Origin of the sequence: Nibricoccus aquaticus (assembly GCF_002310495.1) — a bacterium.
Classification (GTDB): Bacteria; Verrucomicrobiota; Verrucomicrobiia; order Opitutales; family Opitutaceae; genus Nibricoccus; species Nibricoccus aquaticus.
The window spans coordinates 3390411-3415457 of sequence record NZ_CP023344.1; the positions used below are offsets into that span (position 1 = coordinate 3390411).

General features: G+C 61.1%; 25 protein-coding genes. 17 read left to right on the plus strand and 8 right to left on the minus strand.

The genetic code is table 11. The features are described from left to right. Positions 1-15 precede the first annotated feature (15 nt). The 7 genes from CMV30_RS13535 (at position 16) to CMV30_RS13565 (ending at position 7702) form a co-directional block, all read left to right on the plus strand. Complete coding sequence (locus CMV30_RS13535; RefSeq protein WP_096056537.1) at positions 16-1176, plus strand: complex I subunit 1/NuoH family protein; 1161 nt, start codon at positions 16-18, stop codon at positions 1174-1176. A gap of 13 nt (positions 1177-1189) precedes the next feature. Beyond that, entirely contained in the window at positions 1190-1729 is a 540-nt protein-coding gene (locus CMV30_RS13540) for a NuoI/complex I 23 kDa subunit family protein (protein ID WP_096056538.1), read from the plus strand. 98 nt (positions 1730-1827) lie between these two features. After that, positions 1828-2346 (plus strand): NADH-quinone oxidoreductase subunit J family protein, encoded by a 519-nt coding sequence (locus CMV30_RS13545; protein ID WP_096056539.1) that lies wholly within the window; start codon positions 1828-1830, stop codon positions 2344-2346. After that, the gene (gene nuoK, locus CMV30_RS13550; RefSeq protein WP_096056540.1) at positions 2343-2648 is read left to right on the plus strand and encodes an NADH-quinone oxidoreductase subunit NuoK; all 306 of its coding nucleotides are present in this window, start codon (positions 2343-2345) and stop codon (positions 2646-2648) included. Before CMV30_RS13545 ends, nuoK begins: the two co-directional genes overlap by 4 nt. A 32-nt stretch (positions 2649-2680) precedes the next feature. Next, entirely contained in the window at positions 2681-4609 is a 1929-nt protein-coding gene (gene nuoL / locus CMV30_RS13555) for an NADH-quinone oxidoreductase subunit L (RefSeq protein WP_245844194.1), read from the plus strand. Positions 4610-4621: 12 nt separating this feature from the next. Further along, positions 4622-6160: a complex I subunit 4 family protein gene (locus CMV30_RS13560; protein ID WP_096056542.1), complete on the plus strand. Its 1539-nt coding sequence runs from the start codon at positions 4622-4624 to the stop codon at positions 6158-6160. Positions 6161-6175: 15 nt separating this feature from the next. Beyond that, entirely contained in the window at positions 6176-7702 is a 1527-nt protein-coding gene (locus CMV30_RS13565; protein ID WP_096056543.1) for an NADH-quinone oxidoreductase subunit N, read from the plus strand. Between the two features lie 169 nt (positions 7703-7871). Here CMV30_RS13565 and CMV30_RS13570 read toward each other — a convergent pair whose 3' ends face one another. After that, a complete protein-coding gene (locus tag CMV30_RS13570) occupies positions 7872-8903 on the minus strand; it encodes an adenosine kinase (RefSeq protein WP_096056544.1) in 1032 nt (343 codons plus the stop codon). A 25-nt stretch (positions 8904-8928) separates the two neighbouring features. Next, positions 8929-9312, minus strand: coding sequence for a DUF6941 family protein (locus CMV30_RS13575; protein ID WP_096057761.1), 384 nt, complete (start codon positions 9310-9312; stop codon positions 8929-8931). Positions 9313-9441: 129 nt separating this feature from the next. On the opposite strand from CMV30_RS13575, the gene CMV30_RS13580 reads away from it, so the two are divergent. The 5 genes from CMV30_RS13580 (at position 9442) to trpS (ending at position 14203) form a co-directional block, all read left to right on the plus strand. Continuing rightward, complete coding sequence (locus CMV30_RS13580; RefSeq protein ID WP_096056545.1) at positions 9442-11097, plus strand: CTP synthase; 1656 nt, start codon at positions 9442-9444, stop codon at positions 11095-11097. A gap of 81 nt (positions 11098-11178) precedes the next feature. Then, complete coding sequence (gene kdsA, locus CMV30_RS13585) at positions 11179-11973, plus strand: 3-deoxy-8-phosphooctulonate synthase (RefSeq protein WP_096056546.1); 795 nt, start codon at positions 11179-11181, stop codon at positions 11971-11973. A gap of 36 nt (positions 11974-12009) precedes the next feature. Then, positions 12010-12690 carry an acyltransferase gene (locus tag CMV30_RS13590; RefSeq protein WP_096056547.1) on the plus strand — a complete coding sequence of 227 codons (681 nt, stop codon included), beginning with the start codon at positions 12010-12012 and terminating at the stop codon, positions 12688-12690. Between the two features lie 75 nt (positions 12691-12765). Next, complete coding sequence (locus tag CMV30_RS19525; protein WP_138223298.1) at positions 12766-13185, plus strand: hypothetical protein; 420 nt, start codon at positions 12766-12768, stop codon at positions 13183-13185. A 49-nt stretch (positions 13186-13234) separates the two neighbouring features. Further along, positions 13235-14203 carry a tryptophan--tRNA ligase gene (gene trpS / locus CMV30_RS13595; protein WP_096057762.1) on the plus strand — a complete coding sequence of 323 codons (969 nt, stop codon included), beginning with the start codon at positions 13235-13237 and terminating at the stop codon, positions 14201-14203. 23 nt (positions 14204-14226) lie between these two features. Here the strand turns inward: trpS and CMV30_RS13600 are convergent, their stop codons facing one another. Continuing rightward, positions 14227-15087: a transglutaminase family protein gene (locus tag CMV30_RS13600; protein ID WP_175414879.1), complete on the minus strand. Its 861-nt coding sequence runs from the start codon at positions 15085-15087 to the stop codon at positions 14227-14229. A 115-nt stretch (positions 15088-15202) separates the two neighbouring features. Between CMV30_RS13600 and CMV30_RS13605 the strand changes: the two genes are divergently transcribed. Both CMV30_RS13605 and queG read left to right on the plus strand, forming a co-directional pair. After that, positions 15203-15772 (plus strand): shikimate kinase, encoded by a 570-nt coding sequence (locus CMV30_RS13605; RefSeq protein ID WP_096056549.1) that lies wholly within the window; start codon positions 15203-15205, stop codon positions 15770-15772. Then, complete coding sequence (gene queG, locus CMV30_RS13610) at positions 15769-16938, plus strand: tRNA epoxyqueuosine(34) reductase QueG (protein WP_096056550.1); 1170 nt, start codon at positions 15769-15771, stop codon at positions 16936-16938. The genes CMV30_RS13605 and queG overlap by 4 nt, the downstream gene beginning before the upstream one ends. A 192-nt stretch (positions 16939-17130) precedes the next feature. Here queG and CMV30_RS13615 read toward each other — a convergent pair whose 3' ends face one another. After that, the gene (locus CMV30_RS13615; RefSeq protein ID WP_096056551.1) at positions 17131-18015 is read right to left on the minus strand and encodes a polyprenyl synthetase family protein; all 885 of its coding nucleotides are present in this window, start codon (positions 18013-18015) and stop codon (positions 17131-17133) included. A gap of 219 nt (positions 18016-18234) precedes the next feature. On the opposite strand from CMV30_RS13615, the gene CMV30_RS13620 reads away from it, so the two are divergent. Beyond that, the gene (locus tag CMV30_RS13620) at positions 18235-18966 is read left to right on the plus strand and encodes a hypothetical protein (RefSeq protein ID WP_096056552.1); all 732 of its coding nucleotides are present in this window, start codon (positions 18235-18237) and stop codon (positions 18964-18966) included. 109 nt (positions 18967-19075) lie between these two features. Here the strand turns inward: CMV30_RS13620 and CMV30_RS13625 are convergent, their stop codons facing one another. Together CMV30_RS13625 and CMV30_RS13630 are read right to left on the minus strand one after the other, a co-directional pair. Beyond that, positions 19076-20731, minus strand: a complete 1656-nt coding sequence (locus CMV30_RS13625) for a peptide ABC transporter substrate-binding protein (protein ID WP_096056553.1) — start codon at positions 20729-20731, stop codon at positions 19076-19078. Between the two features lie 86 nt (positions 20732-20817). Then, positions 20818-21687, minus strand: coding sequence for a hypothetical protein (locus CMV30_RS13630; RefSeq protein ID WP_138223299.1), 870 nt, complete (start codon positions 21685-21687; stop codon positions 20818-20820). Between the two features lie 54 nt (positions 21688-21741). On the opposite strand from CMV30_RS13630, the gene CMV30_RS13635 reads away from it, so the two are divergent. Next, positions 21742-22041, plus strand: coding sequence for a hypothetical protein (locus CMV30_RS13635; RefSeq protein WP_096056555.1), 300 nt, complete (start codon positions 21742-21744; stop codon positions 22039-22041). A gap of 109 nt (positions 22042-22150) precedes the next feature. On the opposite strand, the gene CMV30_RS13640 is transcribed toward CMV30_RS13635, so the two are convergent. Further along, a complete protein-coding gene (locus tag CMV30_RS13640) occupies positions 22151-22555 on the minus strand; it encodes an acyl-CoA thioesterase (RefSeq protein WP_096056556.1) in 405 nt (134 codons plus the stop codon). Further along, positions 22555-23724 (minus strand): glycosyltransferase family 4 protein, encoded by a 1170-nt coding sequence (locus tag CMV30_RS13645; RefSeq protein WP_245844479.1) that lies wholly within the window; start codon positions 23722-23724, stop codon positions 22555-22557. Before CMV30_RS13645 ends, CMV30_RS13640 begins: the two co-directional genes overlap by 1 nt. Positions 23725-23948: 224 nt before the next feature. Here CMV30_RS13645 and CMV30_RS20530 point away from each other — a divergent pair, with 224 nt between their 5' ends. Next, positions 23949-24992 carry an ApeI family dehydratase gene (locus CMV30_RS20530; protein WP_138223300.1) on the plus strand — a complete coding sequence of 348 codons (1044 nt, stop codon included), beginning with the start codon at positions 23949-23951 and terminating at the stop codon, positions 24990-24992. Positions 24993-25047 lie beyond the last annotated feature (55 nt).

A 25047-nucleotide genomic window follows, 5' to 3' on the forward strand; every position in this document is an offset into this window, starting at 1 on the left:
GCCTGACGCGCCGCCATGTTCGACTTCTTCTTCAATCTTCCGCTCTGGGTTCAAATCGTCGCCAAAGGCCTCGCGGTCATTGCCGTGGTCTTCCCGATCGCCGGTGCCTGCTCGCTGGCCGAGCGCAAAGTCTCTGCTTGGATTCAAGGCCGCCCCGGCCCGAATCGCGCGCTTCCTTGGGGGCTCGGTTACATCCCGGTCATCGGCCCGATGCTCCAAAAGCTCGGCGTTTTCCATCTCATGGCCGACGGCGGCAAACTCCTCTTCAAAGAGGATCCGGTCCCCGGAAACGTTAACAAGTTCTACTTCATCCTCGCCCCGATTATCGCGATTATCCCGGCGTTCACGACGGTCGTCTTCGTTCCGTTCGGTGCATACTTCAACGAAGCGGGCCGCATCGTTCCGCTGATCCTCGCCAATCTCGACATCGGTCTGCTCGGTGTCTTCGCCGTTTCTTCGCTCGGCGTTTATTCGCTGATCCTCGCCGGTTGGGCGTCCAACTCGAAGTATCCGTTTCTCGGAGGCGTCCGCGCCTCGGCCCAGCTCATCTCTTACGAACTCTCGATGACGCTGTCGGTGGTTCCGGTTTTCCTCTGGATCAACGCTCCCGGCCAGCCCGGCACGCTCAGTCTCGCCAAGGTCGTGGAGTTCCAAAGCCTTCCCGGTTTCCTCGGTGGCGCCTGGTTCGTCTTCCTGATGCCGCTTTCGGCCTTCCTCTTTCTCGTCGCACTCTTCGCCGAAACCAACCGCCAGCCGTTCGACATGCCCGAGTCCGAGTCCGATCTCGTCGGCGGTTTCCACACCGAGTACGGCTCCTTCAAGTGGTCGCTGTTCTTCGTTGCCGAGTACGCGCACATGACGGTCGGTTCCGGCATCTTCGTGCTGCTCTTCCTGGGCGGTTGGAATCCGCTTCCATGGATTCCTCTCGAAACAGTTGTGGGCTGGCTCTCCGGCCTCGGTGAATTCGCGACGCATCCGCTCTTCGTCGGCATCCTCTCGATCAGCATTTTCCTCGGGAAGGTTCTTTTCTTCATCTTCTTCTTCATGTGGGTGCGTTGGACGCTCCCGCGTTTCCGCTACGATCAAGTTATGAAGATGGGCTGGCAGATCCTTCTCCCGCTCTCCATCGCGAACCTGATCTTCTACATGATCGCGATCGCCTTCATTCAAAAGTAAACCGCTCCGCGCCATGGCCGTCATCGAAGTCGAACGCAAATCCCTCACGCTCGTCGAGCGCACCTACATCCCGGCGATTCTCTCAGGCCTGAAGACGACCTGGAAGCGCATGCTCGCGCCCAACGTCACGCTCTCGTACCCCGAGCAGCGCCCCGAGATTCCCACCGGTTACCGCGGCGTTCCCACGCTCGTGAAAGACCCGAACGGCCGCGAGAAATGCGTCTCCTGCCAGCTCTGCGAATTCGTCTGTCCGCCCAAAGCCATCCGCATCACGCCCGGCGAAATCGCTCCTGACTCGCCCACTGCGCACGTTGAAAAAGCCCCGCAGGAATTCGAGATCGATATGCTGCGCTGCATCTACTGCGGCCTTTGCCAGGAAGTCTGCCCCGAGGAAGCGATCTGGCTTCAGAATCAGTATTCCATGACCGGCTTCACCCGTGCCGAGATGGTGAACAACAAGGAGAAGCTCTACGCCATCGGCGGCACGCTCCCTGACAATCACTTCAAGTGGGACAAAAAGAAGTCCGCCGAAGAACACGGCAACGCCCACTAAGACCAATTAAGAATTAGGAATGAAGAATTAAGACCTCTGGCTCTGCGCTCGCCGCCTTCATTCATAATTCCTCATTCATAATTCTTCCTTCGACGTAAATGTCCGACACCTACTTCTACATCTTCGCCGCCCTGACGGTCGGCTCTGCGCTCGCCGTCGTGTTCAACAAGAACGCCGTGGCCGCCGCGCTCGCATTCCTCTTCAGCCTGTGCGGCGTCGCGGGACTTTTCCTCCAGCTCGACGCCCAGCTCCTCGCGATCCTGCTCGTGCTCGTTTATGCCGGCGCCGTCGTCGCCCTGTTCCTTTTCATTATCATGCTCCTCGACATGCAGGGTGGGGAACGAAAGCCGTTCAAAAAAGTAACCATCTTCGCCAGCACCATCGCCGGTGCGCTCCTCCTGCTGGGCGTGTACAGCTTCGCCAAGCGCCCCGAGCTCACCCAATTCCCAGCCGCCGGTCAGGCCTCCAATCTCCTGCTCGATCTCAAATTCTACGGCGCGCAGCTCTTCACGACTTATCTGCTGCCCGTGCAGGTCGTCGGCTTCCTGCTGCTCATCTCGATGCTTGGCGTGATCGTACTCAGCAAAAAATTCGAAGGACTGGAGGACGTTAAATGAACATCGGCCTGAATCACTTCATCGTCCTGAGCGCGCTGCTCTTCGCTATCGGTTTCTTCGGCGTGCTCCTGCGCAAGAACACCCTCGTGATTTACATGTGCCTTGAGCTCATGCTCGTCGCCTCGACCTTGGCGCTCGTCGCGTTCTCGCGCTTCAACGGCACGCTCGATGGCAACGTCTTCGTGTTCTTCATCCTCACGGTGGCTGCCGCCGAAGTCGCCGTCGGTCTCGCGATCATCGTGGCACTCTTCCGCCGCCGCCAGACCGTGCAAGTTGAAGAGCTTAACGCTCTCAAAAACTAACGCCGCCCTTTGGCCCAAACTTTTCGACCACTGTGACGCCATTCCCGATCTCTCAACCCGTTATGCAGGCGCTGCTCGTGCTGCTCCTGCCGCTCGGCTCCGCCGCGCTGATCGCGCTCTTCCTGCGCCGCCAGGGCACGCTCGCGTCGATCATTTCGACTGCCGCGTGTGCCGGACTGGCCGCCATCGCGCTCAAGCTCGTCTTCAGCAACGAACGCTTCGTCGCCTCCGCCAACTGGCTGGAAATCGGCAGCCTCACGATCTCGCTCGGCATCAAGTTCGATGACCTCTCCGCGCTCATGCTCGCCATCGTCGCGATCGTCGGCCTGTGCGTTCACGTCTTCTCGCTCGGCTACATGCACGAAGACGGTGCCAAGGCGCGCTACTTCGGCGGACTCTCGATCTTCATGTTTTCGATGCTCGGCATCGTTTTCGCCGACAATCTTTTCATGATGTTCATCTTTTGGGAGCTGGTCGGTTTCAGCTCCTACCTGCTCATCAATCATTTTTGCGACAAGCAGTCCGCTGCCGATGCCTCGAAGAAAGCCTTCATCGCCAACCGCGTCGGCGACTTCGGTTTCATCCTCGGCATCGTTTGGTGCTACTACGCGTTTGGCACGGTCAACATCGGCGAACTCTCCGTCCTCGCTGAAGCGAAGTTCAAAGCCGGTGAGTTCATCGTCGCCGGTATTCCGCTCCTCCTGTTTTGCGGCGCGGTCGGTAAATCCGCCCAGCTCCCACTCCACGTCTGGCTCCCGGACGCGATGGAAGGTCCGACGCCTGTCTCTGCACTCATCCACGCCGCCACGATGGTCGCTGCCGGTATCTTCATGCTGTGCCGCCTTGAGCCGCTTTTCGCCGCCGCTCCGGCCGCGCTCAATGTCGTCATGTGGATTGGTGTGATCACAGCTGTTTACGCCGCCCTCTGCGCGATCACCCAGAGCGACATCAAAAAAGTCCTGGCATACTCAACGCTCTCGCAGCTCGGTTACATGGTCGCGGCTTTCGGTCTCGGCCGTTTGTCCGAGACGCAAACCCACGAAGGCCAAACGAATACCTTCCTTCTCAGCGCCGGCGCAGGCATCGCCATGTTCCACCTGATGACGCACGCCTTTTTCAAGGCGCTCATGTTCCTCGGCTCCGGCTCCGTGATCCATGGCTGCCACCACGAACAAAATATCTTCAAGATGGGCGGCCTCTCTTCGCGCATGAAGTTCACCTTTGTGACCTTCACACTCGGCGTACTCGCGATCATCGGCTTCCCAATGCTCTCCGGCTTCTTCTCCAAGGACGCGATCCTCCTCCTCGCCTTCGAAAAGAACTTCGTGGTTTTCGGCCTCCTCGCGTTCACCGCCGTGCTGACCTCGTTCTACATGGTCCGCATGTGGAAGCTCGTCTTCCTCGGCAAACCTCGCAGCGACGAAGCCGATCACGCGCACGAAGGCGGCCTCACGATGACGCTCCCGCTTCTCGTCCTCGCGATCCTCGCGGTGGTCGGCGGTTACTCGTTCATTTTGGACAACGGTGTTTTCAGCAACGTCTTCAACGACGTTCCCGACGGCCATAATCACCACCACGCTCACAACGTCGTCTTCGCGACCAGCATCGGCGTGATGCTCCTGGGTTCGCTCTCCGCTTACTTCTTCTACAAGCCGCAGCCGGTGGACTCACTCGCGATGAAGAGCCCGGGCCTTTTCAACGGCCTCTCGCTCCTCAAGAGCTTCCCCGACGATCTCTACAATTACTATGTCGCGAAGATCCAGCAGCGCTTCGCGCTCTTCGTGAACTTCCTGGAACAGATCTTCGTCGCAGGCCTGCTCGTCCGCGGTCTCGCCGGCATCGTCGGACTCTTCGGCATGGGTGCCCGCGCTCTCCACGTCGGCAGCCTCCACGCTTACGTTTACTGGTTCCTCCTCGGCACCGTCCTGGTGTGGGGTTTCGCCTCAGGCCTCTTTCTCTAACGCGACTTCGTGATGAACGATCATCTCCTCCTATTGTCCATCCTGACGCCGCTGGCCGTCGCCCTCGCCATAGCGCTCGGGCTGCCCAAACGGTTCTCGGTCAAACTCGCGTACATCGGTTTCGGCGTCCCCGCCGCCATCGCGCTGTACTTGTGGTGCCAGTACTCGGCGGCCTCGGCCTCCGCTTACGAAGGCTACGCGTTCTACACGCGCTACGACACTGGCCTGTCGGACATCGGCATCCGCCTCACGCTTGGCCTCAACGGCATCGCCCTCCCGCTCTACGTTCTCGCGGGCATCGTCGGTCTGGCCGCCGGTCTCTACGCGATCCAGTCGGGTGCCGAGCGCCTGAAAATCTACCTCATGCTGCTCCTCATCATGCAGGCGGGGTTGATGGGCGTCTTCTGCTCGATCGATATTTTCTATTTCTACTTCTTCCACGAACTCGCGCTCATCCCGACCTTCATCATGGTCGGCATCTGGGGCGGACGCGACCGCAGCTACGCCGCGATGAAGATGACGATCTATCTCACGGTCGGCGCGATGCTCTCGCTGATCGGTTTGATCGCGATCTACGTGAAGAGCGGCATGGAGCTAAGAACCTTCGATCTCATTTCGCTCCGTTCCATTCTGAGCCATCAGAGTCTGTCGGCCGTCGCTCAAAATAATATCTTCGGCCTCCTCATGGTCGGCTTCGGTATTTTGGTTTCTCTCTGGCCGCTGCACACGTGGGCACCGCTCGGTTACGGCGCTGCTCCGAGCTCCGCCGCCATGCTTCACGCGGGCGTGCTGAAAAAATTCGGTCTCTACGGCCTGATCCAGATTGCTCTGCCCCTCCTTCCACAAGGCGCCGCCCACTGGGCCTGCCCGCTGGCCTGGCTCGCCCTCGGCAACATCCTCATCATCGGTTTCGTCGCCATCGCCCAGCGCGATTTGAAACAGATGATCGGTTACAGCTCGGTCATGCACATGGGCTATGCGTTTCTCGGCATCGCGGCGTTTTCGACCGTCGGTGCAGGCGGCGTTGTCCTCCTGATGGTTGCGCACGGTCTGTCGGTTGCCCTCCTGTTCCTGCTCTCGACGAGCATCTATCACCGCACGCACACCTTCGACATGAACGAAATGGGCGGCCTCGCTCAAAAAGCTCCCGTCCTCGCCGCCTTCTTCGTCGCCGCCACCATGGCAAGCATCGGTCTCCCCGGCTTCGCCAACTTCTGGGGCGAACTCGCGATCTTCGTCGCCGTCTGGGATTTCTCGCCAGCCTTCACCGTCGCGGCAGTTTCCGGCGTCGTGATCTCCGCGATTTACGGCCTGCGCTCGGCCGCGAAAGTTTTCTTTGGGCAACCCTCCGAGGAGTTCGCGCGCGTCTCCGCAGCCAACACCGTCACCGATCTGCGTTGGGCGGAAAAAATCCCCGCGCTTCTCCTCCTCGCTGCGCTGCTCTTCATCGGCTTCTGGCCGAAGTCGCTCTCCACGCCGCTCAACAATACGCTCCAGTCGATCTATCCGGCCGCCGTCCAGGCCGCCGAGGCCTCGGTCGCCAGCAAGTAATCCTTTTTCGCCGCGATGAATCCCGAATTTCTCAAAGCCGCCGCGGAGTCCAACAACTGGATCGCGATCATGCCCGAGCTCCTGCTCGGCTGTCTTGCGCTCCTCTTGCTGGTGCTCGAAGTCGTGCTGCCAAAAAATAAACACGACCTCATCCCGGGCGTCGCGATCATCGGCCAGCTCGGCGTGCTCGTCGGGTTGATCATCAATTACCGCACGCCGTTTCTCGATCCAGCCGAGGCTGCGTTGGCCAACTTCAACGGCCTGCTCGCCTACTCGCCGCACGGCCAGTTCATGCGGATGTTTTTCCTGCTCACGTCGCTGCTCGTCAGCGCGCTCGGCACGGTCGCCCTCGCGAAGCAGAAGATGCCGAAGATCGAGTTCTTCCACATCGTGCTGGTGATCTCCGCCGCCATGATGCTCCTCGCGCAGAGCAACCACTTCGTGATGCTCTTCGTGGCGCTCGAGACCGTCACCGTCGGTTTCTACATCCTTGTCAGCTACGTCCGCACCAATCCGCTCTCGCTCGAAGCCGGTCTGAAATACCTGATCATGGGCGCGCTCAGCTCGTCGCTCCTGCTCTTCGGCATCGTGCTGCTCTACGGCGCAGCCGGTAATCCGCTCCTGCCGGGCCACACGTCCGACGCGATGAACTTTGGAAAGCTCACCGCCTTCCTCGCGCAGAATCCCGATAACTTCCTCGCCCAACTCGGTGTCGTCCTCGTGCTCTCCGGCGTCGCCTTCAAGATCGGCGCAGTCCCGTTCCAGATCTGGGTGCCCGATGTTTATCAGGGTGCGCCGACGCCCGTCACTGCGTTCTTGGCCGTCGGCTCGAAGGCCGCCGGTTTCGCGATCCTCATGACGCTCGTCTACGTCTTCGCCCCGTACAAAGGCATCGTCATCCCGCTCCTCGCGATCATGGCCGCCGCGACGATCCTCTTTGGTAATCTCGCCGCGCTGACTCAGCACAACGTCAAGCGCCTCATCGGTCTCTCCGGTGTTTCACACGCGGGTTATCTGCTCCTCGGTGTGATCGCCTCGATCACGGTTCCGATGGCGACTTCCGCTATCTATTTCTACCTCGTCACCTACCTGCTGGCCTCGTTCGCCGTGTTCGGCGTGATGACGCATGTCGCGGGCGTGAACGACGCCGATCAAGAGCTGGAGCACTACACCGATCTCGTGAAGACGCATCCGTTCCTGGCGACGATTCTCGCTGCCGGTCTCGGCTCGCTCGCGGGCATTCCTCCGCTGGCTGGATTCATCGGAAAGCTGCTGGTCTTCATCGCCGCGTTTCAGGCCGGGCTCACCTGGCTGCTGGGCATCGCGATCATCGGCGTGGTTATCTCGATCTATTATTACTTCGGATGGATCAAAGCGGCGTTCTTCGCGACTTCCCCGACTGCGGCTGAAACGGTCGCCCGTCCTGAGCGCACGCCGGTCAGCGCTGGCATCGGCGCGTTGCTGGCAGTGCTCGCCCTGGCTTCCGTGCTCTTCGGTTTCTACCAGAAGCCGGTCATCGCCTGGCTCACGGCGGCGCTGTGAGCGGGTTGAGAACTGCGATCTCGTTTTTCAGATAACAAAAGGCCCGGCATCGCTGCCGGGCCTTTTTTGTGGCGAATGATTTCCTCACGTAGCCGCGCCATTTCAGGCGCGGAATTTATGGCGAGGGTTTCACCGCGCCTTAAGTGGCGCGGCTACACTTCGGTTGCGTTTACTTTGAAAGCGACTTCGCGCGGGCCGCGACATCGTTCCACTTCCCGTCGGGAATGATCGGGCCCATGTGGCGGACGGTTTCCGCGCCGACGAGCGACGCGACCTTGCCGCACGCTTCGAGCGATTGACCGCGCAACCACGCGGACAAAAAGCCGGCGGCCCACGCATCGCCCGCGCCGTTGGAATCGACGGCGTCGGTCACGACAACGGGAGCGACGCGGTGCAATTCTGAGCCGCGGGCGATCCATGCGCCGTCTTTGCCCAATGTGATGGCGGCGGTGCCGCCGAAGCTGGCGAGGCGTTTCGCGTGCGCGGCGTAATCTTCGAGCGTGTTGGCGGGAAGATCGGGAAAAAGCGCTTTCGCTTCGTCTTCGTTGGCGAAGCTGACCGCGAGACCGAGCTTGAGTTGATTGAGCAGCCAGTCACGTGACGCGCCGACGACCTCGAATGAGGCGAACGAAAGGCCGACGGTGCAGCCGGCGGCGCGAGCCGACGTGAGGATTTTTTCCGCGAGCGCTTGATTGAAGACGACGTAGCCTTCGATGTGGACGTGGCGTGCAGCGGCAAAATCTGCCGGGGAAATTTCGTCGGGAGAGAGTGTCATCACCGCGCCGAGGTAGGTGCGCATAGTGCGCTGCGTGTCGGGCGTCGTCAGGATGAGGCAGCACGCGTTGGCGATCGTGCCGCGTTTGAAACGATCTGTTGCGACGCCGGTGGATGCGAAGCGCGCCTCGTACATGCGGGCGAGTTCATCGTTACCGAGTTTGCCGATGAAGGCGGTCTTCAGACCGAGACGGGTTGCGTTGAAAGTCGTGTTGGCTGCCGAACCGCCGGGCGTGATGGCGGGAGGCTGCGGGAGTTTCGCCACGAGGCGGGCCATCTCGTCGGCATCGACCATGACCATGCCGCCCTTTTCGCCTTTGGCTTCGACGAGAAAGCTGTCGGGCACACCGACAACGAGATCCATGATGGGGGCACCGACGCCGATGAGATCGAGCGGGGCAGGAGAGGGCTGGATGGGCAGGGTCATGTGAAGACGTTTGGGAGAGAGAAAATCAGGCGCTGACGGTGATGTTGGTGGCGAGAAGCGGTTCCTCGTCGATCTCGATCAAGATCGAGTAGTCACCGGGGGCGGCGAAGCTGAGGTTGCGGATTTCGTTGATGAGGTTGATGCGCTGGAGGGGGCCTTCGGACTTGAACGGGCGCTCGATGAGAGGAGCGAGGCGGGTGGCGTCGAGGCCCATGGAAATGCGCAACTTGTGCTCGCCCGTCGGGACGTCGGCGATGGTCAGGAACCACATCATGTGCGGGTGGACCACTGGGAACTGGCGGGCGCGGATGTTGGAGAAAATGCCGAGCAACGTGTGCTTGCCGGAACCGGGATCGACGTGGACGCCGTCGCAGGTGATCCAGGCGAGGACTTGGGGTTTGGATTGCATGAAGGCGCGGATGGTGGGCGTCCGCCGCCGGTCGGAGCAAGCGGGGAAATTCACCTCCCGGGCGACTCGTGTCACATCGCGGCTACGTTTGGCTTGTCAGGGTTGCGGGCGGGTTCATATCCGTCTGCGATGAAGTATATTTTTGTCACCGGTGGCGTCGTTTCTTCCCTCGGCAAGGGACTCACGGCGGCGGCGCTCGGCGCTCTTCTTGAGCTGCGCGGACTCACGGTGCGCATCCAGAAATTCGATCCGTACCTGAACGTCGATCCGGGCACGATGAGCCCGTTCCAGCATGGCGAAGTGTACGTGCTCGAAGACGGCGCGGAGACCGATCTCGACCTCGGTCATTACGAGCGTTTCACGAGTGGAAAGCTTTCCCGCCTCAACAACCTTACCTCGGGCCAGGTGTACGAGAGCGTGATTCAGAAGGAACGCCGCGGCGCTTATCTCGGCAAAACCGTGCAGGTGATCCCGCACGTCACGAACGAGATCAAGGAGCGCATTTATCAGGCGGCTAAAGACGTCGATATCCTCATCACGGAAATCGGCGGTACGACGGGCGACATCGAAGGCCTCCCGTTTCTCGAAGCCATGCGTCAGTTCGCCCTCGAGGTCGGTCCGCGCGATGTGATTTTCATCCACGTCACGCTCGTGCCGTTCCTCAACGCGGCAGGCGAGTTGAAGACGAAGCCCACGCAGCAGTCGGTCGCGAAGCTGCGCGAGATCGGCATCCAGCCTCACATCCTGGTGTGCCGTTGTGAAGACCACGAACTCGACCACAGCCTACGCGACAAGCTCTCGATGTTCTGCAACGTCCCGGTCAAAGGCGTGATCGAGTGCCGCGACGTCAGCTCGATCTACGAATTGCCGCTTGCGTTGAAAAAAGAGGGTATGGACGAACTGGTCGTCGAACTTTTCGGCCTGAAGAATCCGCCGCCCGATAAAAACATCTGGGATGAAATCGTGCGCCGCGTGAAGAACCCCGCGCACGAAGTGAAGATCGGCGTCGTCGGCAAGTACATCGAACTCCAAGACGCGTACAAATCTGTCTACGAATCGATCACGCATGCGGGCATCGCGAACAATGCGAAGGTCACGATCGTCCGCATCGATGCCGAGGATCTGGAAAAGAAAAACGGCACGGCCGCACTCAAGGGACTCGACGGTATCCTCGTTCCCGGCGGCTTCGGTGATCGCGGCACGGAGGGCAAAATCATCGCGGCGCGCTACGCTCGTGAGAACAAAGTTCCCTACTACGGGCTTTGCCTCGGTCTCCAGATCGCCGTCATCGAGTACGCGCGCAACGTGCTCAAACTCGAGGGTGCGAACTCGACTGAGTTCGACGTCAATTCGCCGCATCCCGTCATCAACATGATGGAGGAACAAAAGAAGATCATCGATAAGGGAGCGACCATGCGCCTTGGCAGTTACGAGTGCGCCCTCACACCTGGTACGCACGCGGCGAAAGCGTACGGCAAGGACAACATTCGCGAGCGCCATCGCCATCGCTATGAAGTGAACAATGCGTACGTCGGCCAGCTTCAGCGCGCGGGCATGACGATCAGCGGTATCAACCCGCGTCGCAATCTCGTCGAGATCGTCGAGATCAAGGATCACCCGTGGTTCCTCGCGGTGCAGTTTCACCCAGAGTTCCAGTCGAAGCCCAACGCGCCGCATCCGTTGTTCGCGGCGTTCATTGGCGCTTCGATCAAGGCTTCGCGTGGCGGAAAAAAGAAAAGTGGCAAAGCCGCCAAGCCGACGAAGAAGCCGGCTAAGAAAAAGTGATTTCCCAATTGGGCCGGACTTCGATCCGGCCCTTTGATTTTCCGCGCTTCCGTTCTTTGGTGATTTCGTGATTTTCGATGCATGATCTACGACCCCAAGAAACTGCTGCTCATTGCCGGTCCGTGTTCGTTGGAGAATGAAAAGGTCTGCCGCGCGGTCGCGGAGACACTCACGAAGATCCAAAAAGAGCAGCCGGATGTCCGGATCATTTTCAAAGGCTCTTTTGACAAGGCCAACCGCACGTCGATCGCCGGGCCGCGCGGCACAGGACTCGACGAAGGGCTGAAGCTCCACGCGCTCATCAAGCGCGATTACGGGTTTCCGTGTGTGACGGACATTCACGAGACGTCGCAGATCAAGCCGGTGGCCGAAGTGTGCGATGTGTTGCAGATCCCGGCGTTTCTCTGCCGGCAGACTGATTTGCTTCTCGCGGCGGCCGCGACCGGCCGCGTGGTGAACGTGAAGAAAGGGCAGTTTCTTTCACCGCAGGAAATGGTGCACGTCACAGGGAAACTCAAAGACGGACATGCGACCGAAGTGTGGCAGACGGAGCGCGGCACGACGTTTGGTTATCAGAACCTCGTCGTGGATATGCGCTCGTTCTCGATCATGAAGACAAACGGGTTTCCGACGGTCTTCGATGCGACGCACGCGGTGCAGTTACCGGGCGCCGGTGGTGGAAAGAGCGCGGGTGAGCGTCAGTTCGTGCCGCCGCTCGCGAAGGCGGCACTGGCGGCGGGCGCAGATGGTTTGTTTATCGAAACGCATCCGAATCCGGCCGAGGCGATCAGCGACGGGCCGAATATGGTGCCGCTCGCGGAGATGCCGGCGCTGGTGGAGAAGTGCGTGGCAATCTGGAAGCTCGTGCGGAGCTGATTTAATCTGGAACTCAGGAACTCTGGAAACCGATCCATGAAAGCCTCTGAACTCTTTGCGTTGCCCGCGTCGCTTCAGGTTTTTGCTGCGCATTTTCCGGCTGAGGTGGGGCCGTGGGAGTGGCTGAAGCAGATTGGTGCGGCGTTGAAGGCAGCCAGTTTTTCCGCGACGAGCCGTGCGCTGCCGCCGGGCGTGCATGTCGAAGGCGCGGTGGTCATCGATCCGTCGGTGAAGCTGCCGCCTCATGCAACGATCATCGGGCCGGCGTGGATTGGTGCGGGGACGGAAATCAGGCCGGGCGCTTATATTCGCGGCAACGTGATCGTGGGTGCGAACTGTGTGCTGGGGAATTCCTGCGAGTTTAAGAACTGCCTGCTGATGGATGGCGTGCAGGTGCCGCATTTCAGCTATGTCGGCGACTCGGTGCTTGGGAATGGCGCGCATCTCGGGGCAGGAGTGATTTTGTCGAACCTGCGGCTCGATCAGCAGGCGATCAGCGTGCGGCTGCCAGAGGGCGTGGTGGACACGGGGCTGCGAAAGTTTGGCGCGATACTCGGCGACAAGGCGGAGGTGGGCTGCAACGCGGTGCTCCAGCCGGGAACGATTTTGGGGAAGCGCGCGCTCGTGATGCCGACGGTGGCGTTTGCCGGGTATCTGCCAGCGGAGACGATTGCGCGCGTGCGTGTGGCTGTGACGACGATGCCGAGGCGGGACTGAGGGATTTTTATGTGCCTACGTTTTGGGATTATCGTTATCAGTCTAAGTTTTCTTTCGGGATGTGCGTCTAACTCGGTGGAAAATCCCAATCTGAAGTTGCAGGTTAATCCGCTGAAAGCGGAAGTGGTCGGGTCAAAAATCGCTGGGGACGGAGGGGTGCCGCATCAAATCTGGATAAGCTCGATAGATGGCCAACGCCGTAGACATATCGCATTGGATGTTACTCTGAAAATCTGGCCTTTAGAACCGGGCAGTCACGAATTCGAAGTGGAGTATGGGGGCTCGTCGGGAAAGATCTTCCTGAAACCATTTACCGCATCAGGAAAGATACAGGCTGAGTTATCTGCGGGACACCGATACATTTTGAAGATCAAGGCAGCTAGCGAACACAGCTTAGTGTTTTTCTTTGAAGACCAATCAGACGGAAAAGTTGTAGCGAAAAGTGATGCCGTCGAACTGAGTGGAGTTGTTCTACCTGTTTTTGTGCCGCGTTAAATCAGGCTTTGCCTCTATCCAGCCGAAATTGCCAACTTCCGATTTATTCATGCGCATCCTCACTGGAATCCAGCCTTCGGGCACGCTTCATATCGGCAACTATTTCGGCGCCATGAAACCGGCGATCGAGCTGCAGGCGCGTGGCGAGGCGTATTACTTCATCGCGGATTATCACTCGATGACGTCGCTGACGGACGCGGCTCAGCGGCGGAAGAACACGCTCGATGTGGCGCTCGATTTTCTCGCGTGCGGACTCGATCCGAAGCGGAGCGTTTTCTGGCGGCAGAGCGACATTCCGGAAGTCTGTGAACTCATGTGGATTCTCGGGACGCTCACGCCGATGGGGCTTTTGGAGCGCGCGCACAGTTACAAGGACAAGACGGCGAAGGGCATTTCACCGAATTTCGGACTCTTCGCTTATCCGGTGCTGATGGCGGCGGATATTTTGCTCTACGATGCGAATCTCGTGCCGGTCGGGAAAGACCAGCGGCAGCATTTGGAGATGACGCGTGATATCGCGATCAAGTTTAACCAGAGCTATGGAGAGTCGTCGCTGGTCGTGCCTGAGGCGGAGATCCGTGAGGAAGTTGCCACGGTGCCCGGTCTCGACGGGCAAAAGATGAGCAAGAGCTATGGCAACACGATCGATCTGTTCGGCGATGAGAAGGCCACGAAGAAGAAGATCATGGGCATTGTGATGGACAGCCGTACGCCGGCGGAGCCGAAGCCGGATGCGGAGAAGAATCTGGCGATCCAGTTACTCAAGCTTGTGGCTCCGGCGGAGGTGTCGGCGGACTTCGAGAATCGTCTGCGCGCGGGCGGGATGGGTTATGGCGATTTGAAGAAGGCGCTGTTCGAGCATTACTGGAATCATTTCGCCGAAGCGCGGGCGCGTCGTGCGGAGCTGTCGAACAATCTGGATTACGTGAACCAGGTCTTGAAGGACGGCGCGGAGCGTGCGCGGGCGACGGCGAGCGGTGTGATCGCGCGTGCGCGCAAGGCGTGCGGGCTGGCGTGATCCGAGTGCTGAAGTAGAGCGGTCTACTCGATCCGCTCGATCAGCAGGCGGGTTGTCAGCTGTGAGGAAACCGGGACGGTGCTGAAGAAGGAGCCTTGGATGGGGCTGACCTCTTCGGTGTGGCGCGCGTGGGCGATGGGGATGTAGGCGCTGGTGGTGAAGATGCCGTGAGTGGGATCGAGGCCGCGCCAGCCGGCGCCGGGAAGATAGATCTCGGCCCAGGCGTGCATCGCACCGGCGGATACGCGGTTGTCTTCCGGGTAGGTATGGAAGTAGCCGCTGACGAAGCGGGCGGCGAAGCCGAGGGCGCGGCACATATCGACCAGCAGCATGGCGTAGTCGCGGCAGTTACCGGTGGTGAGTTCGAGCGTTTTCACCGGCGACTGCACGCCGGGATCGTCGCGGCGTTGGTAGTTGAGGTGACAGTAGAGGACGGTGTTGAGGCCTGTGAGAAAGGAGATGGTTTCGGTGGGGCGTTCTACGTAATGTTCGTCGAGCCAGTTGCGCAGGAGGGGGTGGTTTCCCTCGAATGGAGTGGCGAGGTAGGGCGTGAGCGCGAACTGCTCAGCGGGAGTGTAGTTGAAGGGGAACTTGGTGGCGTCGAGACGCAGGATGAAGTCGAAGGGGTTCACTTCGAGGGTCTCGATTTCGAATTCGCTGCGGATGCTGAGGGCGTCGGCGCGGTCCCAGAGGTGGAGCCAGGTGAGGGTGTTGTCGTAGGCATCGCGGGTGTGGGTGAGTTTGAAACTCGGCGCGATGTTGAAGGTGAAGCGCGTCACGCGGTGCAGCGGGGTCTCGCGCGGGCGCAGGAAGAGCGCGTGGGGCGAGAAGGCGACGGCCTGCTCGTATTGGTAACGGGTCAGGTGGGTGACGCTGAATTTCATGGGCGCAGACTGCATCGGCGCGAGCCGGGGGCGGCAAGTGCGGAACCTCTGGGAATTGGCGGAGGGTTTTCGTGTTTGGCATGAAGGGAATGGCTTCAATAGTGCCGCGACACACATGCACGCGCCTGACGTTAATCTTTATCTGGTGGGCTTCATGGGCACCGGTAAAACCACGGTCGGCCGGGCGCTGGCGCAGCGGATCGGGTTTCAACTGCTCGACAGCGATGTCGAGATCGAGCGACAGGCGGGGAAGACGATCCCGGAGATTTTTGCGGAGCAAGGTGAGCCGGCGTTTCGAGTGCGAGAGCGGGCTTTTATCGAAGGCGGACATTCGCAGACGCGGTGTGTGGTGGCGTGCGGTGGAGGCCTCGTGGTGCAGCCGGGGATGTTGGATTTGCTGAAAAGCAAAGGGGTGGTGGTGTGCCTGCATGCTTCGCTGGAGACGGTTTTGAAGCGGACGCAGGGGAGCAAGAACCGGCCGCTGCTCAACGTGGAAGATCCGATGGAGCGTATCCGCGCGCTGTATGCCGCGCGTGAACATGTTTACCGAAACTCGGGCACGCTGGTGCTGACGGATGGGCGTCCGTTGCTGGAGATCGTGGCGCATGTGTTTCGGATCTGGAAACGCGAGGCGGTGGATTTCGCGACGGCGGCGGATCGTGCGGCCGCCAAGGCGGCACGATGAGCGAAGCGCGCGAGGAGCTGCGGCGCAGGCTGCGGGCGCTGGGTTTTGACGAGGTGCGTTTCGCGCGGATGGATGCGCCGTTTGGAGCAGGTCTGCGCGCGCGGATGGAAGCGGGGCAGTTTGCCGACATGGATTGGATGGGACGTACGGCGGATAAGCGGACGAATCCGGATCTGGTGCTGCCAGGGGTGAAGACGATGATCATGCTCGGCGTGAATTACTGGCCGGGGGCCGAGGCGATGAGCAGCGGAGGCGGAGATGAAGTGGGGAAGCCGGTGTGGGCGCGATATGCGTTGCACGCGGATTATCACGACACGATCAAGCCGGCGCTCGTAGCAGCGGGAAAGGTGCTGGAGGAATTGTGCGGAGCGACGGCGGAGGATTATCGGTACTATGTGGATACGGGGCCGGTGCAGGAACGCGGGTGGGCGGAGAGAGCAGGGCTTGGGTTCATCGGGAAGAACGCGATGCTGATTTCGCGGGAGTTCGGGAACTGGCTTTTTCTGGCGACGATTTTGACGCGGGTGGAGATCGCGCCGGATGAGCCGTTATCGGCGAAGCATCAGCCGCATGAAAGTGGTGAGCCGCGTGTGGGGCTGTTGTGTGGAAAGTGTTCGCGGTGCATGGACGAGTGTCCGACGGAGGCGATCGTGGCGCCGGGAGTGGTCGATGCGCGGCGGTGCGTGTCGTATCAGACGATAGAGAACAAGGGGACGATCCCGCGGGAGCTGCGCGCAGGGATCGGGCGACGGATTTATGGGTGCGATGTGTGCGCGGAGGTGTGCCCGTGGAATCGGTTCGCGCAGGAGAGCCGGAAGGTGCTGCTGGCGGCGCGGTACGAGCTGGCGGACTTGTCGTTGCGCGAAGTCTTGGAACTGACGCCGGTGCGGTTTGCGGAGGTTTTTCGGAAGACGGCGATCAAGCGGGTGAAGCTGGCGGGGCTTTTGCGGAATGCGTGTGTGGTGGCGGGCAACACGCGGGCGGAGGAGTGTGTGGAGATACTGGTGCGGCTGGCGGGGCATGAGTCGGCGCTGGTGCGCGGTCATGCGGTGTGGGCGGTGTATCGGATCGCCGGGCACGCGCGTGCGGGGGAGTTGCTGGCGGTCGCGAAGGCGGGCGAGCGAGATGAAGGCGTGCTGGCGGAGTATGGGGCGGAGGGCGGGTAGCGGTGATTGGGCGGGGGCGGAACTGATTCGAAACGGACTCGGAGTTTGAGAACCACTGATGAATTTCCCCAACGGGGAAATTTTGGAGATGTACTGCGGCCAATGGCCTCCGTTTAAAAATGGCGGGTGCGCTAATCGCGCACGGACCGATCCGTTCGGAGGTGCGGGATGTCGGAGTAGCCGGCTGCGTTTTTAACTTTTGCGGACGAGCATGGTTTCGACGAGCTGGCGGAGGAAGGCGGTGTCGCCGGGGAGTTGGGCGAGGGCTGCGAGGGCGGCGTCGGTGTGTTCGCGGGCGTGGCGGCGGGCGCCGTCGAGGCCGTGGAGTTTCACGAAAGTGGTCTTGTCGGCTTTGGCGTCTTTGCCGGCAGTCTTGCCGAGGGTGGCGCTGTCGGCGGTGGCATCGAGGATGTCGTCGATGATCTGGAAGGTGAGTCCGAGTTCGCGACCGAGAACGCGGAGCGTGTCTAGCGCGGGAGCGTCCAGGCCGGCGCAGAGGCCGCCCATGACGAGGGAGGCGCGGATCATGGCGGCGGTTTTGTTGAGGTGAATGAACTCGAGCTGATCGGGGGTGGCGTCGGATTTTTTCTCGGCGAGGAGGTCTTCCATCTGGCCGCCGATGAGTTGTTCGCTGCTGGCGGCGTTGGAGAGTTCGAGGGTGAGCGCGTGCGAGAGGGTTGGATTGGCGGCGTACTGTGTGGCGAGGAGGCGGAAGGCGTGGGTGAGGAGGGCGTCGCCGGCGAGGAGGGCGGTGGCTTCGTCGAAGGCTTTGTGGCAGGTGGGGCGGCCGCGGCGGAAGTCGTCGTTATCCATGCACGGGAGGTCGTCGTGGATGAGCGAGTACGTGTGGATGCATTCGAGGGCGACGGCGGCGGGAAGCGGGTCGACGCAGGGCTGGCCGGTTAGCTCGGCGGTGGCGAGGGCGAGGACGGGGCGGAGACGTTTGCCGCCGGCCTGGAGGCTGTAGCGCATGGCTTCGTGGATGCGCGCGGGGCGGGTGGTCGCCGAGGGGAGGAGGGCGTCGAGGGCGGTTTCGGCGCGGGTCGTGTAGGCGTGGAGGCGGTCAGGGAAGTCCATCGGGCGGAGGGCGGTACTTTTGCGAGCAGGAGCGGGGCGGCAAGGCTGGCCGCGCTTCCCGCGTGGAATGACCAATGACCAATGACCAATGACCCGCAGGCGTTTTGGGGTGGGCGTAAATAGTCGATTAAAGCGGGGGTGGGGGCGTGCGCGTCATGGACGGGACGGGGAAAAGGCTTTAGCAGTCGGGCAGTTAAAAAGCCCAACCCCTGACGATTTATGAAAGACAAAAAACTCGAGCGCGCGTTGTACGGTCCCAGTTTGTTTGAAGTGACGCTGGGCGCGGCGTTGAGCGTGGGGCTGGGGCTGGTCGCTGGCGTGGCGTATCTGGTCTATAAGCCGGTGGAGACAGTGAAGGCGCTGCCGAAGGAGGCGGACCGAGTGCCGGGGCAGATTTATTTCGTCGAGGGCTCGAAGGAGACGGGGAAGGCGAAGCAGTGGCGCACGAAGCGGAAGGCGCTGGCTGAATCGACGCCGGGCGAGATCGCGTTGATTGAGGATGAGTTGAATTTGTGGTTCGCGCCGGATGCCCCGGCAAAACCGGCTCCGAAGCCGGCGGTTGCGGGGAAGGCGGCGGAACCGGCCGCGCCGGTCGATGAACCGCTTCCGGATGAGCTGGTGACGTGGTCGCATCCGAGTTTCCGCATCGCGGATAACGCGGTGCAGGTTTCCTGCTCGGCGACGTTCAACCCGCTGCGGATGCTGGCGCTGGATGTGCCGCTGGTGGTGCAGGCTAACGGTGGTTTCGAGAAGGAAGGCGATGAGTACGTGTACGCGCCGAAGACGTTTTATGTGGGGTCGCTACCGGTGCATCGCATCCCGGGGGCGACAAGTTATCTGATCAAGCGGGCGAAGGAATCGCAGGCGATGCCGGAGCAGGGCATCGAGGCGTGGAAGAAGGTCGCGAACGTGACGGTCGATGGGCGCGTGTTGAAGATCGCGATACAGTGAGCGGGCGGCCCCCGCCGAGATCGGAGGCTTTTGGGGAAAACAAAACCCCGGCGTAGATCACGCCGGGGTTTTGTTTTTTGGAGAGGAAGCGGTGGAGGCGCGGGCGGAGTTATGGCTGGAGGTAGACGCCTTTGAGCGGGTGGTGATCGAGGAGGTTGCCGTACCAGCCTTTGACCTCGGGGAGTACGAGGGTGTTTCTCACGTAGAAATAGATGGGGATGATGGGCATGTCCTCGGACAGGATTTGCTCGGCGCGCTGGAAGTTTTCGAAGCGTTTCGCCTGGTCCGAGGTGTTGCGGGCTTCGAGAAGAACGCGGTCGTACTCGGGGTTTTTCCAGTTGGTGTGATTGTTGCCGCTGTCGCCGAGCATGATGTCGAGGAAAGTGCTGGGATCGAGGTAGTCGCCGCCCCAACCGGCGCGAGAGATTTGATAATTTTTCTGGCGCATCGAATCGAGCCAGACCTTGGCTTCCTGGTTGTAGAGGCCGATGTCCACGCCGAGGTTTTTCTTCCACATCTGCTGAATGGCTTCGGCGATACTTTTGTGGCCCTCGCTGGTGTTATAGAGGATTTCGATGCGGGGGAATCCTTTGCCGCCCGGGAAGCCGGCTTCGGCGAGGAGTTTCTGGGCGGTGGGGATGTCGGTGCCGGTGACTGCTTGAGCGGTGAAGCCGGCGGTGCCGGGCGGAGTGAAGTGGCCGGCGGGGAGCTGGCCGCCGCGCGTGACGAATTTGACGATCTGGTCGCGGTCGATGGCGAGGGCGAGGGCGCGGCGGACACGGGCGTCGGTGAGAGGCGGTTTCTCGGTGTTGAGGCTGTAATAGTAGATCGAGAGGACGGGGTCGTTTTTGAGGACGTCGGGGCGTTCCTTGCGGTAGGTGGCGATTTTGGGGATGGGAACTTGTCGTGTGATGTGGAGCTGGCCGGAGCGGAAGGCGCGCTCCTCGGCGTCGGCGCTTTCGATGGGGTGGAAGAGGACTTCGTTGAGCTTCACGTTGTCACGATCCCAATACGTCGGGCTTTTGGTGAGGCGGATGAACTGGTTGGGGCGCCAGTCGGCGAGGATGAAGTAACCGTTGCTGACGATGTTGCCGGGGCGGGTCCACGGGAGGCCGCGCTGGTCGATGGCGCCGAATTTTTCGATGGTGGCGCGATGGATCGGGTACCACGCGGAGTGGCAGACGAGTCCGGCGAGGTAGGGGACGGGGTGATCGAGGGAGAGCTCGAGAGTATGGTCGTCGAGGGCGCGGGCACCGATCTGCGAGGCGTCGGTGATTTTGCCGGTGTTGTACGCCTCGGCGTTTTTCAGGACGTAGAGGGTTTGCGCATACTGGGCGGCGAGGTTGGGCGAGAGCATGCGCTGGAAGCCGAAGACGAAGTCGTGGGCGGTAAGGGGATCGCCGTTGGACCATTTGGCGGCTTTGCGGAGGTGGAAGGTCCAGACGAGGCCGTCGGGAGAAGTTTCCCAGCGCTCGGCGGCGGCGGGGACGGGTTCGGAGGTTTTGGCGTCGTACTGGGCGAGGCCTTCGAAGAGGGCGGAGATGATGTTGAAGGTCTCGTGGCTGTCGCCGACGTGAGGGTCGAGGTCGTTGGGTTCGCCGATGTTTCCGAGGTGGAGGGTTTGCGTGCGGTTGCCGGATTCGACGGGTGTGGGACCGGCCTTGGAGGCGCTTTCGGTATCGGCCTTTTTGCGACATCCGCCGAGAGATGCGGCGGCGAAAGCGAGGAGTGTGGAGAGTGTGAGGAAGAGTAATCTGGATTTCATCCGGTGGTGGGCTGCTGGTTTTTGGAAATAAAAAAGCTACGCGCAGGCAACGCGTAGCTTGGGGGATGGCAACTTGCGGGAGCCGGTTATTTCTTGGGTAGTTTGGCCTGCTCGGCGTTGAGGCGCTGCTCGATGGAGTTGAGCTGGGCGAAGAGGCGCTCTTCCATTTTCTTGCGGTCGGAGCTGTTGACGAGGCTCAGGCTGGTGGCGTCTTTGACGACGTTGGCCGGGAGCGAGAGGAGGCGGGTGATGAGGCCCTGGTCCTTGAACGAAGCGAGGTAGAGGGCGGTGACCTCCTGCGAAAGGCGGAGGGAGTCGCGGGCGACGATCTGGGTGGAGGCGAGGTTGTTATTTAGCTGTTGATTGCGGGCCATCTCGGCGGTGAGGACGACGCCGAGTTGATCGGAGATGCGCTGGCTGTAGGCGGCGATGGAGTCGCGGGTGAGGTGCTGGTCGCGGGACATCTCGGCGAGGATGGGCTGGATTTTCTCCGCCATGCGCGAGGAGACTTTGTCGGTCTGTTCGTTCTGGATACGCTCGGCTTCCTCGGGGGTCTTGGGGAGCGGATTGAAAGGTTGGATCTTGGCGGCGATGGCCTCGGCGAGCTTGTCGTTTTTTTCCTGCTCGGCTTTTTGAGCCTCGGCTTCGGTCATGAAAGCGTCGGAGGAGCGCTTCTGGATGGCGTCTTTGAGGAGGGTATTGAGGGCGTCGATCTGGCGGTGGGTTTCGTCGGACGAGGCCTTGAGTTCGGCGGCGTGTTGATCGCGGAGGGCGTCGATGGAGGCTTGATACTTGGCGGCGTCGGCGAGGGATTTTTGGTGGGACCAGAACGCGACACCGATGATGACGATGACGGTGATGAGAATCGCGGGGAGCTGCTCTTTAAGTTTTTGCCACATAGAGTTGTCGGGGGGACGGATGGAGAGTGTCGGAGAGGGTGAAGATTGCAATGCCATGGTTTACGTGGGTTTGCGGTTGTTTTTGAAGAGCGCGGGAGCAGGGTGTGGGTGATGAGTTTGAATCGATGCGAGCAGCAGTTGTTCGACTATGTGCAAAGAAATCCCGAGGAGAGACATTATTGGGAGCAGAAAGTTCGTGGGCTCGCGGCGGCGCAGGCGGATGCTCACGCGCTCAGCATGACTTTGGATGGAGAGCTGTGGCGTTATCTGGAGGAGCGGGCGCGGGTGGTGGCGGAGTTCCGCGACCATGGAGCGCCCGGGGCGAAGCGGGTGAGTCTGCGCAACCTGGCGGAGTATTTGTTGCGCGTTTGGGTGGAGCCCAAGGCTGCGGCCAAGAAGCGCGTGAACTGACGGACGGGCGTGGGCAGGCGCGGCGGCTAGGAAGACGCGGTGTATCTATTGTCTGGATTAAAGAGGCCGGGGCGGCGGACTACACGGAGGTCGTCCCTCCATTAAGGAATCAGGCGCGGAAGGCTTCGTTCATGCGGGTGGCGAAGCGTGGGGGGGGGCGGACGGGGCGGCCCTGGCGGTCGATGAAGGCGTGGAGGGTTTTCCCCGTGGCGATGAGGGTGTCGCCGTTGAAGAGCTCGTATTCGAGGAGGATGCGGAGGGTGGGCTTTTCGCGGAGCGTGGTGACGATGGTGATGGTGTCGTCGTAGCGCGCGGGGCGGAGGTAGCGGGCGGTGACTTCGAGGACGGGGAGGAGAAAGCCCTCGGCTTCGAGTTCGCGGTAAGGAAGACCTTGTTCGCGGAGAAGGGTGGTGCGGCCGATCTCGAACCAAGGGAGGTAGCTGCCGTGGTAAACGACGCCCATCATATCGGTCTCGGCGTAGCGGACGGTGATCTGGCTGCGGGAGGTGATCATCAAAAAGGAGAGGCGCTGGCTTCGGGCGAAGGATTGAAGAGGAGGCGGGCGGAGTGTTCCCAGCGGTTGCGGCGGGCCCAGTCGTGGCCGGCGGCGCCGAGTCGGGTGCGGAGAGACGAGTCGCTGATGAGTTTTTCGAAAGCGGCGGAGAGTTGCGCGGGGTGACGGGGAGGGACGAGGAGGCCGGTGACGTTGTCTATGACGGCTTCGGCTACTCCCCCGACGGAGTGAGCGACGATCGGCAGGCCGTGGGCGGCGGCTTCGAGGTAGACCAGGCCGAAGCCTTCGACGCTGTGGCGGTAGTCGATGCTGGTCATGGCGAAGACATCGGCGCGGTCGTAAACCTGATCGAGCTCGTCGTCGGGGAGATCGCCGAAGAAGCGGACGGGGAAGCCGGCTTGGGAGGCGGCGGTGCGCAGGGAATTTTCGTAGCTGCTTTTGCCGGAGCCGGGGCCGGTGCCGACGATCCAGTATTCGATTTGAGAGCGGAATCGTGGGGCGAGGGCTTGAAGCGCTTCGAGGGTGATGAGCTGGCCTTTGCGCGGGTGGAGGCGCCCAACGGTGAGGATGACGAGGCGGTTTTTGGGGGCGGACGGAGCGGTGCTGCTGACGACAGCGAAGTCCGAGCGAAGGGCACCGGGGGTGATGAACGTTTTGGCGGCTGCTTCGGGGAAACGTTCGCAGAGCAGGTTTTGGGTGTAGTGAGTCAGGGTGCTGATGCGGGTGGCGTTGCGGATGAGGCGGCGGGTGTGGGCGCGGAGGATGTGATTATTGGAAAAGCGCAGGATCTCCGAGCCGTGGAAGGTGAGGACGAGGCGGCGAGGGCGGAAGGTTTTGAAATACTGGAGGAACATCATCGCGAGCATGGGGCCGGGCTCGGGGAGATAGACGGTGGCATAGCGGAGGCGACGGCGTTGGGCGATGAGCTGGCGTGCGATGCCGATCTGGCAGGCAATGCCGTGGGTGCCTTTGACGGCGAGGCGGCGGATGTGAAACGGCCAGGGCTTCTCGGCGGTCTCGCGGGCGGACTGGGCCCAGACCTCGACCTCGTGGCCGAGGCCGACGGCAGCGCGGGCGATCTCTTCGGTGAACGTGGCGATGCCGCCGCGTTTCGGGTAGAATTCGTGGGTGATCAAAAAGACCGGGTTCAGCGCCTGCCCCTCGTTCATGTGGCGCACATGGAGAGCGTGAAACGCTCCGCTGAAAAGCAAAACCTTGGGTGAAACCGAGCGGTCGCGAGGATGGGGAGCGTGGCGGTTGCGTTGTGCATCCGCATTTTTCCCTACGGCTCTGTGAGTGTTGGCGGGGAACATTACTCACGCGTATCTGACCAGAGGCGGGCATATTTCCGTTTACATCATTGGCGAGCCAAACTTACTCCGACGTAATAATCATGGCAGACGTAGCTGAACAGGGCCAGAAACCACGGGACACAGGGCTGGCCGCACCCAAACCCTTTAGTAGTGCTGAAGACGAAATTGCGCTGCGTGACACGCTGAAACGCTGCTCACCGGCCTCGGTCGAGGCGGCGGTGCAATTTCGCAAAACCAACGACGCCAATCTCGTGCCTTCGGTGGTGATCGGCGTGATCGAGCGTTTCGTGGAGGCCGACATCCGGCCCAAGCTGCGTCACGGTGACGATGAGCTGCGACTGGTTGAAGATCTCGGCGTCGATTCGCTGACGATGATGGAGATCGTGATCCTCGTGGAGGATGTGCTCCAGATGCAGATCAATAATGAGGAGCTGCGGAATCTGCGCACGGTGGGCGATGTAAAGCTGTTCATCGATTGCAAGGTCCGCGGCCTGCCGTTGCCCAAGCCGACGAAGCACATGCCGATCGAGCAGATCGCGGCGGTCATGCCGATCCAGCCGCCGTTTCTTTTCCTGAACGAGGCGTCGATCAGCAGCCATGCGGCGCAAGGGAAATACAAGATCACGGGGCAGGAATTTTTCCTTCAAGGTCACTTTAAGGATAATCCAGTGATGCCGGCTTCGATGATGTTGGAGGCACTGGGTCAGCTCGGCGTGCTGGCCTTGATCGAGGGAATCATCCCGGCCGAGGCCGGACGTGTGGTGGACCCGAAGACGATTTTCTTCACGTCGTGCGAGGGCGTGCGCTGCCACCGGGTTTGCAAACCGGGCGATGTGCTCACGCTTTCGGTGAAGCCTAAGCGCGCGAAAATGCCGCTGGCGACGTTTGAGGGATTGATTCGCGTCGGTCAGGAAAAGGCGGCTGTCGCTGAGGAGATCACGCTGACTTTCGGTTATCTGGAAGCGGTGGCCACGCCGCCAGCGGCGGAAACGGGCGTCGGCGCTTTGGATGCGGCGGCCGCATCTGCTCCGGCTTCGGCAACTGGAAAAGCTTCTGCTGGCTCACCGGCGGTGACTCCGGGACAGGCGGCGGCATTCGTGCAGGTTGGCGTGATGCCTGCCTGAGACGCGCGAGTACCGGCCAACCAAACGCGCTGACGCGTTGACGCAGCTGATCGGT